Origin of the sequence: Pseudomonas fluorescens, assembly GCF_902497875.1 — a bacterium.
GTDB classification, from domain to species: Bacteria; Pseudomonadota; Gammaproteobacteria; order Pseudomonadales; family Pseudomonadaceae; genus Aquipseudomonas; species Aquipseudomonas fluorescens_BR.
In genome coordinates this window covers 19,828-32,801 of sequence record NZ_CABVHY010000044.1, presented here as the reverse complement: position 1 = coordinate 32,801, position 12,974 = coordinate 19,828, and the positions used below count along the sequence as shown (strand labels likewise).

The window sequence follows — 12,974 nt, the reverse complement described above, 5'->3', positions numbered from 1 at the left end:
TGTGGGCAAGTCGAGATTCGCCCTCAATTTTATTCACATAAGCTCAAGAAAAACCGTGACTTATCCAGAAGCAGGGTTTTAAACAAGTATTGGCTGTTTTTTGATCATGTTGCGCAAAGCCACGCAGAACGTAGCCTGCAGAGGAAGGCAAACACCTTATCCACAGAAGCGCCAACAGACTTTGGGGGCAACTTTGGATAAAACCATTCTCTCTGTGGAAAACCGCTCTAACCCGCGAAATATCGAGCTTACAGCGCTGTTTCCAGTGTAAAAAGGCTTGATTGATCGTTTTACGATCAATTCTCTGAGCGCAGCTATTTACGTGGCCTACAGCCGATAGCGAACATCTTATCCACAGAACCGCCAACAGACTTTGGGGGCAAGTATTCACCGGGAGGGAGACTGGGGATTTCCTTATCCACAGAAAAAACTCGGAAACCCGGGAAGTTAAGTTGGTCGATTTTCGTACAGAGCCCTTAGAGGGTTGATTTGTATGATGCGTAGAGAAGCGCGAACAACTTATCCACAGAAGCGCTAACAGGGATTGTGGGTAAATCGCTTTAAGCCCAAGGCCTGAATATCCTCGAATTGCCGTCCAGATCTACATAGTGAACTGCCCCGTTTCTTATCTCTGTGCCTGTTGCTGTGGTTTTTTTTGTTTCGGTGCCTGCGGAATGCATCGACGATAGCCTTATCCGAGTCATCTCAAGATCGTCGATTCGTTGCCCAGGAAAAGAAGATCCGGACCTTTCGACAATCGATCTCCTAGGGGTAACCCCCGGAAAAAAAGAGGTAGGCTTCTTTTTAACGCCGAAAAGGTTCCTGAGGCCATTGCGCAAATGCGATCCACGGTCTGGCTTGATCAGCCAGTTTTTTATACCCACACCTGTTCTGGTGGCCACCGCGCCGATAGAAAAGGCCGTGCCAATAGCTGAAACAATTTTGCCTTCCTCTTTGGCTCCCGCCAACTGCATGACAGAACCCCCGATCGCCACTGGCGAGCCAACCAGACTGGTACGGGCAGCCCACAGAGCCAACCCCGCAGGGGGGGCCATGACCGCCGTCACTACGGTTGCGGCAATTATTCCTATATGCAACCCAATGGTCAGTACCGGTTGAAGCCATTCGGGGACTTGGCCCGACGGATCGGCGAAGTTGACCGGATTCCCCACACAATAGACATACGGATTCATTCCACCCTTCCCAAACGGACTCAACCGATCCGGGCTGTGAAAGCGCATCAGCACCGGGTTATACACGCGATGACCATTTCCCAGGTGATAGCAACCGGTGGGACGCTCTCTAAGCTGTCCGTTGAAGCCCAGGTGGCTACCCGCTGTACGCTGGCCGCTCTGCGAACCATAGGCGGTATAAACGAGACGGTTCGGGTCGCTGCGGTCCAGTTCGGCGAGGATGCTCTGCTGCAGATCAGTCGCCAGCAACAAGGTTCGCGAGAGCGCGACATTCGTCGCTGGAGAGCGGGGAGACCCCTGAGCTTGGCGGGGAGCGGGCATCAACGGCGTCCTTACACAGAACTGATTGACCCGCAGCGTGATGCGTTTTTCGCGGGCTGAACCTGTGGTCTCACCCGCTCACGACAAGCGGGCATCACCTGTTCAATACCCTAACAAACAGCCGTAAAAACCAACACTAGCAGTTCTGCTAGGATCGCCTCAGGACTGGAGAACCATCAATAACCTGTGGGAGCGGGCTTGCCCGCGAAAGCGTCCAGACAGTCACCACTTATCCAAGGCTGTATACCCGATCCATTCGACGTCCACCTTATCCCCCCTCCAATAAACTCCTCGATGATGTTTTCCACAGCAGCCGCACGTCGAGAACATACTTATAACTGTACGAAATATGATCTATGGCTGCCGAGCCTATACGCAGCGCAGGTCCTGGCGCTTCGCCAACAAGTTATCCACAGAGCCACCCACAGCTAATGTGGGCAAGTCGGAATTCCTCCACAATTTTCTTTACCAAAATCCAAGAAAATCCGTGACTTATCCAGAAGCCCGGTCTTCATCAAGGATTGGTTATTTTTTGAACGTATCGTGCAAAGCCACGCAGAACGTGGCCTTCAGCGGAAGGCAAACATCTTATCCACAGAAGCGCTAACAGGGATTGTGGGTAAAGTGCATGGGACGCCATACACAACCTTGAGTCCAGCAAACCAGAATGACTCGCAGGCCTATGGCCACTGCATCAGATAGGCTTCGCCCGTCACCCGGATCATTGGATGGGGCGTGACCTGGCATTTGTCGACTATGCGGAATCCATGCCGCTCATAAAAGCGACAGGCTCCGGTATTAGCCCCATAGTCGATCAAACTCAGACCGTCGAGCTCTAGATCGCTTGAGCGTTGTCGGGCATGCGCCAGGAATTGAGCACCAAGCCCCTGGTTGCGCCAGCCTTCATGCAGCGCCAGGCTCGAAATATAGAGTGTGTCGGGTATTTCCAGGTCCGCATAAGGTGCCAGGACCGGGTCGGTGACGGTTGCCGCTTGAGGATCGTGATGCATCACGTAGCTGTGCATCATTCCAACAACCTGCCCGTCTGCCTCGGCAATGAGGCAGTTCTGGTAGGAAAAATCCACATCATCCCGAGCATAGCGACTGGCGCCTACGTCCAGTAAGTCCTGCCCGGGTTGCGCGAGTTGGCTCCAGATGTAATCTGCAGCGCCTTCTGAGGAGATCTGGAACAAACGAGCAATCTCACGTGCATCGTTGCGCAGAGCCGCACGAAATTTAACTGCCATTACTCTAGCCCCCAAGCCATCATTCAACCCTGACGAACCACACCCTCTTCGATCAGTAACTTCAAGATCGCCTCAGCACCCTCTTGGGCACTCACCCCCTTAAGCACCTGCCCGCCGCCGCCACTGGCCTTGGCGGTCGCCGCTTTCATCCGATCCGCCCCGCTCTTGGCCTTGATCACCTTCAAGCGTTTTGGACGCGGCTTGGCCGGTTGCAGCGTAGCGACTGCGAGCAGCTCATCGTCGACGACTTCAACTTCATCGGCCTGCAACACCCCGCGTCGCGCCGGGCCATAGGCACTTTGCCGAGGTTTTGGCGCGGCGTTATCCACAGTCGCGAGAAACGGCAAACGGACTTTCAGGCGTCGACGCTGGCCCCGAGGCAGGGCTTGCAGGACCAGCGCCACACCACCGTCGATGGACTCGACCTGGGCCAGGCCCACCACCAGCGGCCAGCCCAGATTCTCGGCCAACAGGAATGGCAGCATGCCCGAACCTTCACCGGTTTCCGCCTGGCTGCCGGTGAGCACCACTTGAACTCCGGCACCGCGCAAATACTCGGTCAATGCCGGCAGCGCATCGGCGCCCAGTGCTTGTTCCAGCACATGCAACTGCTCCAGGCCCATGCCCAGATAGGCGCGCAGCGCCGGCTCGGCGATATCGCCGGCGTGCAGCACTTGCAGCTTGTCCCCCGCCAGTTGCAGGCCCAGCTCAACCGCCCGGGCATCCTGTTCGGCACGCCGAGGCCGCCCTGAGGTCGGGTGGGCGCCGATGGACACCAGACTGATCACATTGGTACTCATAAGCTAAGTCCTTCCCTTAAGCCGCATCGCGCTTGGCTTCGTTGCGGTAAGCCTCTACCGCGGCGATCAAGGCTTGAAGAATCTCTGCACTCTCGCCGATCACCGACAGGTCGGCGCGTTTGATCATGTCGCAACCCGGATCGAGGTTGATCGCCACCACCTTGTCGCAGGCACCGATGCCTTGCAGGTGCTGGATCGCCCCGGAGATCCCCACGGCGACATAGACCCGTGCCGTGACCCAGGTGCCGCTGGCCCCGACCTGACGGTCGCGGGCCATGAAACCGTCGTCCACCGCCACCCGCGAAGCGCCTTCGGTAGCACCGAGGGCCATTGCGGTCTTGTGGAACAGCGGCCAGTCCTTAACCCCATTGCCGCCGGAGAAAATGAATTCGGCTTCGGCCATCGGAATCGCCGCCGGATCGACTGCCACCGCTCCGAGGTCTTCGATGCGCGACAAACTGCGCGCAGCCGCTGTGGATAACTCCACCGGCAAGGCTTCGTGACGGGTTTCGCTGACCGGCTCGGCGCACTCGGCAGCCGCCAGAATCAAGCGTGCCACTGGCCGTGCCAAGTCCTGCAGGCCGGCACCGGCGCGACCGATACATTCCTCGCCCTTGACCTGCCAGACCCGCGTCGCCGGGCGCTCGCCCAGGGCAGCAGCAAAGCGCCGGCCCAATTCGCCACCACCGCTGCGGCTGTCCGGCAGCAGCCAGTGCCGTGGACTGAACTGGTTATCCACAGACCGCAGCCCCTGGACCCGCTGTTCCGGTGCATAACCACTGAACTCATCGCCTTCAAGCACCAGCAAGCGGTCGACACCCGCCGTGGCGAAAGCGTTTTCCTTGTGTTCGCCGAAGACCACGGCCAGTACCGCACCATCGTTGCCGGCCAATTGATGGGCCAGGCCCAGCAAGTCGCGGTCGTGGCTGCTCAAGCGGCCACCGACCATGTCCGGAACGACGCTGATGTAGAACGCCGGCTGCGCCACCTGATGCAGCGGTAGTTGAACTTCAACCGTGGCCGATCGCTTGGCCGCGCCACCCTGCTGGGCACCGCTGCGGTCGATCCGTTTGATCCCGTTGGGACCGATGAAACCGATACCGTGGGGATTCTTGCGAATGATGCCGTTCGGCCCCATCCAGCTGTGTTGCACCGGCTGCATGGCCGCGTGCAGCGGGTGCAGGCGGTTGCGGGCGATCCATTCAGCGTGAGGGTCGCGGCGGATAATGTCGCTCATCAATGCACCTCCGCAGGTTCACGTTTGGCCGGTGCCGAGGGCTTTCCCGGCGTTGCGTCTTCGAGCAACGCATCGGCTACCAGTTCGGCAATGTCCTTGATCAGCGGCCGTGGCTCGACCACGCCCTCCAGCATCGCGGTGCACTGTGGGCAACCCACGGCCACCAGCTCGGCCCCGGTTTCGCGGATGTCTTCCATGCGCATGTCGGGGATCCGTTGCTTGCCGGGAATGTCAGTGATCGGCGCACCGCCGCCACCGCCGCAGCAGCGCGAGCGGAATCCGGAGCGTTGCATCTCCTTGATCTCGATCCCCAGCGCCCGCAGTACTTCACGGGGTGCCTCGTATTCGCCGTTGTAGCGGCCGAGGTAGCAAGGATCGTGATAAGTCACGCTGCTGCCTTTGTGCTGGCCGAGGTTGAGCGCGCCGGCACCGATGATTTCTGCCATGTAGGTGCTGTGGTGCTGCACCACATAGTTGCCGTCAAAGGCGCCGTATTCGTTTTTCAGCACATGGAAACTGTGGGGGTCGCAGGTGACGATGCGCTTGAAGCTGTACTTGGCCAGGGTCTGGATATTGCGTTTGGCCAGAGTCTGGAAAGTCGCTTCATCACCCAGGCGCCGGGCCACGTCGCCGCTGTCGCGCTCTTCGAGACCCAGCACGGCGAAGTCGACCTTGGCCGCTTTCAACACTTTGACGAAGGCGCGCAGGGTGCGCTGGTTGCGCATGTCGAACGCACCATCGCCGACCCAGAACAGCACGTCGGTGGTTTTCTTCTCGCTGAGCAGGCTGAGGTTCAAGTCCGCCGCCCAGTTCATCCGCCCGCCCGGGGCGAAACCGCCTGGGTTGTCGGTGGCAATCAGGTTTTCCAGGACTTCGGCACCCTTGTTCGGGGTCGCGCCTTTTTCCAGGGTCAGGTGACGACGCATATCAACGATGGCGTCGACGTGCTCGATCATCATTGGGCACTCCTCGACGCAGGCGCGGCAGGTGGTGCAAGACCACAGGGTTTCTGCGTCCACCAGGCCGTTGACGATCGGTTGATGGGGATTGCCGCCGTGTTCGCCGATTGGTTTGCCCCTACCGTCAAGGGATGGATAGGGGCTGCCAGCGAATTTGGCGTCGGTACCGCCAGCCAGGCCGACCACCATATCTTGAATCAGTTTTTTCGGGTTCAACGGCTGGCCGGCGGCAAAGGCTGGGCAAGCCGCTTCGCACTTACCGCACTGCACGCAGGCGTCGAAGCCCAGCAGTTGGTTCCAGGTGAAATCCTTGGGTTTCTCTACGCCCAGCGGTGCGTTTGCATCGTTCAGGTCCAGCGGCTTCAAACCGGTGGAACGACCACCGCCAAAGCGCTCGGCGCGGCGGTGCCAGGCCAGGTGCAAAGCACCGGCGAAGGCGTGCTTCATTGGCCCGCCCCAGGTCATGCCGAAAAACATTTCTGACACGCCCCACAGCACACCCAGACCCAGCACGGCGGCGAGCAGCCAGCCACCGAAGTCCGCAGGGAGAATCCCGGCCACCGGCAAGGTCACCAGGAAGAAGCTGACGGAAAACGCCATCAGGCTTTTCGGCAGACGCATCCACGGGCCTTTCGACAGCCGCGCCGGCGGGTTGCGCCGACGCAGGGCAACGAAGACCGCGCCGACGAACATCAGTACCGAGGCGAACAGCAAGGCATAACCGAGGATGCGGTTGTGCAGGCCGAAACCGTGCACCAAAATTGCCAGCAGCGCAGCCAGCACAAAGCCGCCAGCCGTGGCGACGTGGGTATTGGCGATATATTTGTCTCGCGCCACGACATGGTGCAGATCGACCATGTAGCGTTTGGGCATGGCGAACAGGCCGCCAATCAGGTCGACCTTGGAAGCCCGGCCCTGACGCCACATAGCCACCCGCCGCAACGCGCCGAGGACAGCCAGGCCCAGGGCAGCGAACAGCAGGATTGGAAGAAGGGTGTTTAACATGGTGAAGCTCCCACCAGTACATCTTGGAAAAACACGGTCGGCGTAGGAGCTGCCGCAGGCTGCGATCTTTTAATCTTCATGAGGCGCAATACATCAAGGTCAAAAGATCGCAGCCTTCGGCAGCTCCTACACAGGGGTTCGCCAGGCTTAGAAATCCTTGCACAACCGCAGTGCGTCGTAGATCGCCGCGTGGGTGTTGCGCTGGGCCACGCAGTCACCGATGCGGAACAGCAAGTAGCCGTCACCTGCCTGGCTCAGCGAAGGCTGCGGTTTGATCGCGAACAGGGCTTCGATGTCCATCTGGCCCTTGTTGCGCGAACCTTCCTTCAGTGCGTAGTAGATTTCTTCGTCAGGACGCACGCCGTTCTCCACCACCACCTGGTCGACCACCCGCTCCTCTTTGGCGCCGGTGTATTCGTTTTCCAGCACCGCAATCAACTTGTCGCCTTCGCGGTAGACCTTTTCCAGCATCATGTCGCCGGTCATGATCACTTCTTTGGGGTACATGCTGCGGTAGTAGGTCGGGAACGACGTACCGCCGACAGCCACGCCTGGCTTGATGTCGTCGGTGACGATCTCGACCTGGCTGCCTTTGTCGGCCAGGAAGTCGGCGACCGACATTCCGGTGAATTCACAAATGGTGTCGTAGACCAGCACGTTCTTGCCCGGCGCGACTTTGCCGTCGAGCACGTCCCAACTGCTGACCACCAGGCCTTCAGCGGCGCCCCAATGTTCGTTCTGCTCCAGAAATGGATGACCGCCATTGGCGAGCACCACCACATCCGGACGCAGGTCGAGAATGGTCGCGGGATCGGCCGCGGTGCCCAGGCGCACGTCGACTTTCAGACGAGCCAGCTCCAGCTGGAACCAGCGGGTAATACCGGCGATCTGGTCCCGTTGCGGGGCTTTCGATGCGGTGGTGATTTGCCCGCCAAGGGTATCTTTCTTCTCGAACAGGGTCACGTCGTGGCCACGCTCTGCAGATACCCGTGCGGCTTCAAGGCCGGCAGGACCGGCACCGACCACGACCACCTTGCGTTTCACACCCGTCGATTTCTCGATGATGTGCGGTACGCCCATGTATTCACGGGAGGTTGCGGCGTTCTGGATGCACAGTACGTCCAGGCCCTGGTACTGACGGTCGATGCAATAGTTGGCACCCACGCATTGCTTGATCTGGTCGACCTGGCCCATCTTGATCTTGGCGATCAGGTGCGGGTCGGCGATGTGGGCGCGGGTCATGCCGACCATGTCGACGTAGCCACCTTCCAGAATCCGTGTGGCCTGGTTCGGGTCCTTGATGTTCTGCGCGTGCAGTACCGGGGCCTTGACCACTTCTTTGATACCGGCGGCCAAATGCAGGAATGGCTCCGGTGGATAACTCATGTTCGGGATAACGTTGGCCAGGGTGTTGTGGGTGTCGCAACCCGAGCCTACGACGCCGATGAAGTCGATCATGCCGGTGTCGTCGTAGTACTTGGCGATCTGCTTCATGTCCTCGTGGGACAAGCCGTCCGGGTGGAATTCGTCACCGCACAGACGGATGCCGACGCAGAAATCCGGGCCGACTTCGGCCCGCACAGCCTTGATCACTTCCAGGCCGAAACGCATGCGGTTCTCGAAGCTGCCGCCCCATTCGTCGGTACGCTTGTTGACGCGAGGGCTCCAGAACTGGTCGATCATGTGCTGGTGCACCGCCGACAATTCAACGCCGTCCAGGCCACCAGCCTTGGCCCGCCCGGCAGCGCTGGCGTAGTTGCCGATCACCCGCCAGATTTCTTCCGGCTCGATGGTTTTGCAGGTCGCACGGTGCACCGGCTCACGGATGCCCGACGGCGACAGCAGGGTTGGCCAGTGCTCGCCATCCCAGCGCGAACGACGGCCCATGTGGGTAATCTGAATCATGATCTTGGCGCCATGCTTGTGCATGGCGTCGGCCAGATTCTGGAAGTGCGGAATGATCCGGTCGTCGGCCAGGTTGACCGATTTCCACCAGCCTTGCGGGCTGTCGATGGCCACACTGGAAGAACCGCCGCAAATCGCCAGGCCGATCCCGCCCTTGGCTTTCTCTTCGTAGTACTTCACATACCGATCGGTGGTCATCCCGCCGTCGGTGGCGTAGACCTCGGCGTGCGCGGTGCTGAGCACGCGGTTGCGGATGGTCAGTTTGCCGATCTGGATCGGCTGGAACATTGCTTCGAAAGCCATGGCGGGTTCCTCGACTTACAACGGCTTGACGGTGAACAAGCCGTCGTCGTGGCCTTCTTCAGAGCCACCGTAAACCTGTTCTGCTACGGTACGGATCGAGCTGCCGCGGGCCTGGAGAATCTGGTCCATGGCGCCGGCGAACCAGCCAGTGAACATGTAGTCGACCTTGCGCCCGACCTTGCCGTAGACGTAGACGAACGCCGAATGCTCGAGCTTGACGCTGGCGGTGCCTTTTTCCAGGTCAATGTCCTGGATTTTGAACAGGCCCCAGCCGCGTTGCGACAGGCGTTTCATGTAATGCTCGAATACCGCGACGCCTTCCAGGCCGTGGCACTCGGCTTCTTTCTCGCACCAGTGCCAGGCGGATTTGTAGCCGGCCTTGTAGAGAATTTCCGCGTAGGCGTCGGCGCCCAGTACTTCTTCGATGCCCATGTGGTTGTTGACGAAGAAATGACGTGGCACATACAGCATCGGCAGGGCGTCAGAGGTCCAGACACCGGTCTCACTGTCGACTTCGATTGGCAATTGCGGGGCGATCTTGGCCATGGAAACTTAACTCCAGAAAATTCGTTTTGTTGCCCCCTGCGCGGACGGCAGGGGGAAATGGATTAGGTGGAGGGCTTATTCGCCCCAGACATCCTTGAGGACGCTCACCCAGTTTTCGCCCATGATCTTGCGCACCACGCGCTCAGGGTGACCGCGCTTGAGCAGGGTCTCGGTGAGATTCGGGAACTCGCCCACGGTGCGGATGCCCAGCGGGTTGATGATCTTGCCGAAACTGGTCAGACGGCGGGCGTAGCCCTTGTCGTGGGTCAGGTATTCGAAGAAGTCCTGGCCATGGCCCTGGGTGAAGTCGGTACCGATACCGATCGCGTCTTCGCCGACAATGTTCATGGTGTATTCGATGGCTTCGGCGTAGTCGTCGATGGTCGAATCGATGCCCTTGGCCAGGAACGGCGCGAACATGGTCACGCCGACGAAACCGCCGTGATCGGCGATGAACTTCAGCTCTTCGTCGGACTTGTTGCGTGGGTGCTCTTTAAGGCCTGACGGCAGGCAGTGGGAGTAGCAGACCCGTTTCTTGGACTCGAGGATGACTTCCTCGGAGGTCTTGGAACCGACATGGGACAGGTCGCACATGACCCCGACGCGGTTCATTTCGGCAACGATCTCGCGACCGAAACCCGACAGGCCGCCATCACGTTCGTAACAGCCAGTGCCCACCAGGTTCTGGGTGTTGTAGCACATCTGCACGATACCGACGCCCAGCTGCTTGAAGATCTCGACGTAGCCAATCTGGTCTTCGAAGGCGTGGGCATTCTGGAAGCCGAAGAGGATGCCGGTCTTGCCCTGCTCCTTGGCCTTGCGGATATCGGCGGTGGTGCGCACCGGAATCACCAGGTCGCTGTTCTCGCGAATCAACTTCTGGCTGGCGGCGATGTTGTTGACGGTGGCCTGGAAGCCCTCCCACACCGACACGGTGCAGTTGGCTGCGGTCAGACCGCCTTTGCGCATGTCTTCAAACAGCTCACGGTTCCACTTGGCAATGATCAGCCCGTCGATAACGATGCTGTCGGCGTGCAATTCGGCTGGGCTCATCAGGCTGTCCCCTATTAGCGATTCATGCGCCGAATCGTCTGCCGGCGCTTTGGGGTCAGCATATGCCTGAGGGCTGGGGCAGCCGGGTGCAAAAACGACAGGGGAATTGCCGAAAGCGTCAATCCGCGACAAAGGGTATCAAGACACGACCAAAGCTCATCTGTTCTTTGCCTTGCGCTTGGGCCAGAATTCGCCGCATTAACGGATTTGGGGCGACGCAATGAAATCGATCTTCCTGGCTTTGGCACTGATAGCGACTGGCGTACAGGCGGCTGAAGAAGCCGAGATCACGCCGTGCGATGACGTGGAACATGACCAACAGACTCTGGAATGCGCGACTTTCAACAAAACTACGGCCGAACAATTGCTCAACGACAACGTCCAGGCCCTGTTCGAGCGGCTGGGTACCCTGTACGGCAACGACAAGGCCCAGCTCAACGACATCACCGGCAAAGTCAAAAGTGCCCAGCTACTGTGGCAAAAACAACGCGATGCCGACTGTGCAGTGGAGTCATTTCCCGCCAAACCCGGCAGCAAGGCCTACACCATTGCGCAAAATGATTGCGTGGCACGGATGAGTGACGAACGGTCGGAGTTTCTGGAGTCTATCGCGCAGGAGTAGAACGCTAGAGTGCTGTCCAGACAGCCTCAAGCACTGTCAGCAATTTCTGACTCTGCTCGCTATCGACGCCTAACTCGGCGCAACAGATGCTCCAGTCAGAAAAAGCATCCAGTGTCTGCTCGATGTAAAGCTCGGGCTCAAGGAAGCTGAACGGTTTGCACACTTCATTGAGTGCCTTGCGCGTGGGTTTGCCTACTCCGGCGAATGCCGTGGTGTGTTCGTTGCCCCGCCCGCCAGTGCTGGAAAATGTCAGGTCATAAGCCGGGGCCATTTTCCAGCCGTCCTGACCACCAAAGAACGAAAAGTTTTTCGCGTGATCATCGCGGTTGTGGGCCAAGGCGTTGAACACCATCAATCTGGCCATTTTCTCGACTTGCGCCGCATCACGGGTCATCGCCAGGGTTGCGCGCAACAACTCGCTGTAATCAAGGCTTGGGGCACGAAAGTCTGCGTACAGAATTGCCGCCGCGCTGAGCATATGGCGCTTGGAACCGGATTCACGGTCAAAACGTTTCGTGGCGAAGAATTGCTCGACACCCTTGGTAGTTTCAACCTGAAACAGCTTCGATTCGGAGATCTCGACCCCCGCTTTACGCGCCATCAGGGCATAAGCCTGCTCGATGGCGCCACTATCGCGGTGTTCGTCTTCGCTGCGGAATTTGATCAACCAATGCTTGTAGCCTTCGGGCATCTCACCGAATGACGAGACCGCGCGACGCGTGTCCGCAGACAGCCCGATAACGGCTTTTGGCCGCGCCCCACCGGGCGAACCGCCGGCAAGGCGCAAGGACGTTATGACCTCGCCAGCACTCCCTGAAAGGATTGTCTGCGATGCCGCATAGAGAGCCGCAAGATCGAGCTCTTGCTCGGTCTCGACGGTTTCGAACATTGGCACATATTCCAGCGCGCCCATGCTCCGATTACCCATATATGCCAAGCGGTCCAGTGGGCCTATCCCGTGACGCTCGACACCTAACTCGCTTCGAAAGAACCGGTCCATGAGCAACAAGCCCCAACCGTCCGGCAGCGAATCGCTGAATGCCCCATGCAGGCCGTCGAACAGCAGCGGGTCAGCCGCTCGCTGGGGATTGACCGAGAAGTCCATATGAAATGGAGCGAGATTAAAACCGTTTGCCAACCAGCCTGGGTCATAGGAGAAAAACAGGCCTTGGCGAGGGATTGCCAGCAGTTCACCCACTCTTGAACCCTGGAGCATGACGCTCAGCGCAGTTACTGATTTCATAGTCGCCCCCGTGACCTGTCGTAGTTTTTAAGCTCCTGAAGACTCAGCGACTGCGGTGCTCCAAACAAGTTGGCCAAGGGCTCCTCCGCTCCCAGACAAATAGCGATCAACAACAATCCGTCCAGGGAAATTTTGCCGGTGGTTTCAAAGCGCTTGATGTTCGATTCGGGAACGCCTGATTTCAACGCGAGCATTCGACGTGAAAAATTTTTGCTCAGCCTCAGCCTTTTGGCATTTTCGGCGATCTGCGACGCGATCTCGCCGGGCGAGTAAAGGACGTGGGTCAGGGCCATGATTCAACCTCTGGGTGAATGCGGACAAGTGTAGCGTCGGGAACGATAAACACAATTAATGGACAACATATTATCCAAAAGCTACTAAATAAACCACCAAGAGGTAATATAATGTCTTTTATAAAAAATTATCAATGCCTTCGAAATCCAACCAAACCTGGACTTTCCCCCTGAACAATTCATAACCCATCGGTTCGTTGCTTTGACCCCGGGCATCAGGTGCGCGACCATCGCCCGCATCTCAACA

11 protein-coding genes are annotated in these 12,974 nt (G+C 58.6%); 1 reads left to right on the top strand and 10 read right to left on the bottom strand.

Annotated elements, in window-relative coordinates; translation table 11 throughout:
- Positions 1–560: 560 nt before the first annotated feature.
- The 8 genes from F8N85_RS30490 to F8N85_RS30455 all read right to left on the bottom strand — a co-directional run bounded on the left by F8N85_RS30490 (position 561) and on the right by F8N85_RS30455 (position 10,569).
- Positions 561–1,514 carry an RHS repeat-associated core domain-containing protein gene (locus tag F8N85_RS30490; RefSeq protein ID WP_150807159.1) on the bottom strand — a complete coding sequence of 318 codons (954 nt, stop codon included), beginning with the start codon at positions 1,512–1,514 and terminating at the stop codon, positions 561–563.
- Between the two features lie 680 nt (positions 1,515–2,194).
- Positions 2,195–2,761: a GNAT family N-acetyltransferase gene (locus tag F8N85_RS30485; RefSeq protein WP_150807158.1), complete on the bottom strand. Its 567-nt coding sequence runs from the start codon at positions 2,759–2,761 to the stop codon at positions 2,195–2,197.
- Between the two features lie 23 nt (positions 2,762–2,784).
- Positions 2,785–3,561: an electron transfer flavoprotein subunit beta gene (locus F8N85_RS30480; RefSeq protein WP_150807157.1), complete on the bottom strand. Its 777-nt coding sequence runs from the start codon at positions 3,559–3,561 to the stop codon at positions 2,785–2,787.
- Positions 3,562–3,577: 16 nt separating this feature from the next.
- A complete protein-coding gene (locus F8N85_RS30475) occupies positions 3,578–4,798 on the bottom strand; it encodes an electron transfer flavoprotein subunit alpha/FixB family protein (RefSeq protein WP_150807156.1) in 1,221 nt (406 codons plus the stop codon).
- Positions 4,798–6,762 (bottom strand): dimethylglycine demethylation protein DgcB, encoded by a 1,965-nt coding sequence (gene dgcB, locus F8N85_RS30470; protein WP_150807155.1) that lies wholly within the window; start codon positions 6,760–6,762, stop codon positions 4,798–4,800. The genes F8N85_RS30475 and dgcB overlap by 1 nt, the downstream gene beginning before the upstream one ends.
- 147 nt (positions 6,763–6,909) lie before the next feature.
- The gene (gene dgcA / locus F8N85_RS30465) at positions 6,910–8,970 is read right to left on the bottom strand and encodes a dimethylglycine demethylation protein DgcA (protein ID WP_150807154.1); all 2,061 of its coding nucleotides are present in this window, start codon (positions 8,968–8,970) and stop codon (positions 6,910–6,912) included.
- Positions 8,971–8,985: 15 nt separating this feature from the next.
- Positions 8,986–9,516 carry a DUF5943 domain-containing protein gene (locus F8N85_RS30460; protein ID WP_150807153.1) on the bottom strand — a complete coding sequence of 177 codons (531 nt, stop codon included), beginning with the start codon at positions 9,514–9,516 and terminating at the stop codon, positions 8,986–8,988.
- Between the two features lie 75 nt (positions 9,517–9,591).
- Entirely contained in the window at positions 9,592–10,569 is a 978-nt protein-coding gene (locus tag F8N85_RS30455; RefSeq protein WP_150807152.1) for a dipeptidase, read from the bottom strand.
- Positions 10,570–10,789: 220 nt separating this feature from the next.
- Here F8N85_RS30455 and F8N85_RS30445 point away from each other — a divergent pair, with 220 nt between their 5' ends.
- Positions 10,790–11,191 carry a lysozyme inhibitor LprI family protein gene (locus F8N85_RS30445; RefSeq protein ID WP_150807150.1) on the top strand — a complete coding sequence of 134 codons (402 nt, stop codon included), beginning with the start codon at positions 10,790–10,792 and terminating at the stop codon, positions 11,189–11,191.
- 4 nt (positions 11,192–11,195) lie between these two features.
- Here the strand turns inward: F8N85_RS30445 and F8N85_RS30440 are convergent, their stop codons facing one another.
- Positions 11,196–12,434, bottom strand: a complete 1,239-nt coding sequence (locus F8N85_RS30440) for a type II toxin-antitoxin system HipA family toxin (RefSeq protein WP_150807149.1) — start codon at positions 12,432–12,434, stop codon at positions 11,196–11,198.
- The gene (locus tag F8N85_RS30435; RefSeq protein ID WP_150807148.1) at positions 12,431–12,727 is read right to left on the bottom strand and encodes a helix-turn-helix domain-containing protein; all 297 of its coding nucleotides are present in this window, start codon (positions 12,725–12,727) and stop codon (positions 12,431–12,433) included. Before F8N85_RS30435 ends, F8N85_RS30440 begins: the two co-directional genes overlap by 4 nt.
- Positions 12,728–12,974 lie beyond the last annotated feature (247 nt).

Bases quoted from the DNA above. Each gene is read 5' to 3' on its own strand.
- dgcA (WP_150807154.1), bottom strand. From the start codon at position 8,970: ATGGCTTTCGAAGCAATGTTCCAGCCGATCCAGATCGGCAAACTGACC.
- F8N85_RS30485 (WP_150807158.1), bottom strand. From the start codon at position 2,761: ATGGCAGTTAAATTTCGTGCGGCTCTGCGCAACGATGCACGTGAGATT.
- F8N85_RS30460 (WP_150807153.1), bottom strand. From the start codon at position 9,516: ATGGCCAAGATCGCCCCGCAATTGCCAATCGAAGTCGACAGTGAGACC.
- F8N85_RS30490 (WP_150807159.1), bottom strand. From the start codon at position 1,514: ATGCCCGCTCCCCGCCAAGCTCAGGGGTCTCCCCGCTCTCCAGCGACG.
- F8N85_RS30480 (WP_150807157.1), bottom strand. From the start codon at position 3,561: ATGAGTACCAATGTGATCAGTCTGGTGTCCATCGGCGCCCACCCGACC.
- F8N85_RS30475 (WP_150807156.1), bottom strand. From the start codon at position 4,798: ATGAGCGACATTATCCGCCGCGACCCTCACGCTGAATGGATCGCCCGC.
- F8N85_RS30440 (WP_150807149.1), bottom strand. From the start codon at position 12,434: ATGAAATCAGTAACTGCGCTGAGCGTCATGCTCCAGGGTTCAAGAGTG.
- dgcB (WP_150807155.1), bottom strand. From the start codon at position 6,762: ATGTTAAACACCCTTCTTCCAATCCTGCTGTTCGCTGCCCTGGGCCTG.
- F8N85_RS30435 (WP_150807148.1), bottom strand. From the start codon at position 12,727: ATGGCCCTGACCCACGTCCTTTACTCGCCCGGCGAGATCGCGTCGCAG.
- F8N85_RS30445 (WP_150807150.1), top strand. From the start codon at position 10,790: ATGAAATCGATCTTCCTGGCTTTGGCACTGATAGCGACTGGCGTACAG.
- F8N85_RS30455 (WP_150807152.1), bottom strand. From the start codon at position 10,569: ATGAGCCCAGCCGAATTGCACGCCGACAGCATCGTTATCGACGGGCTG.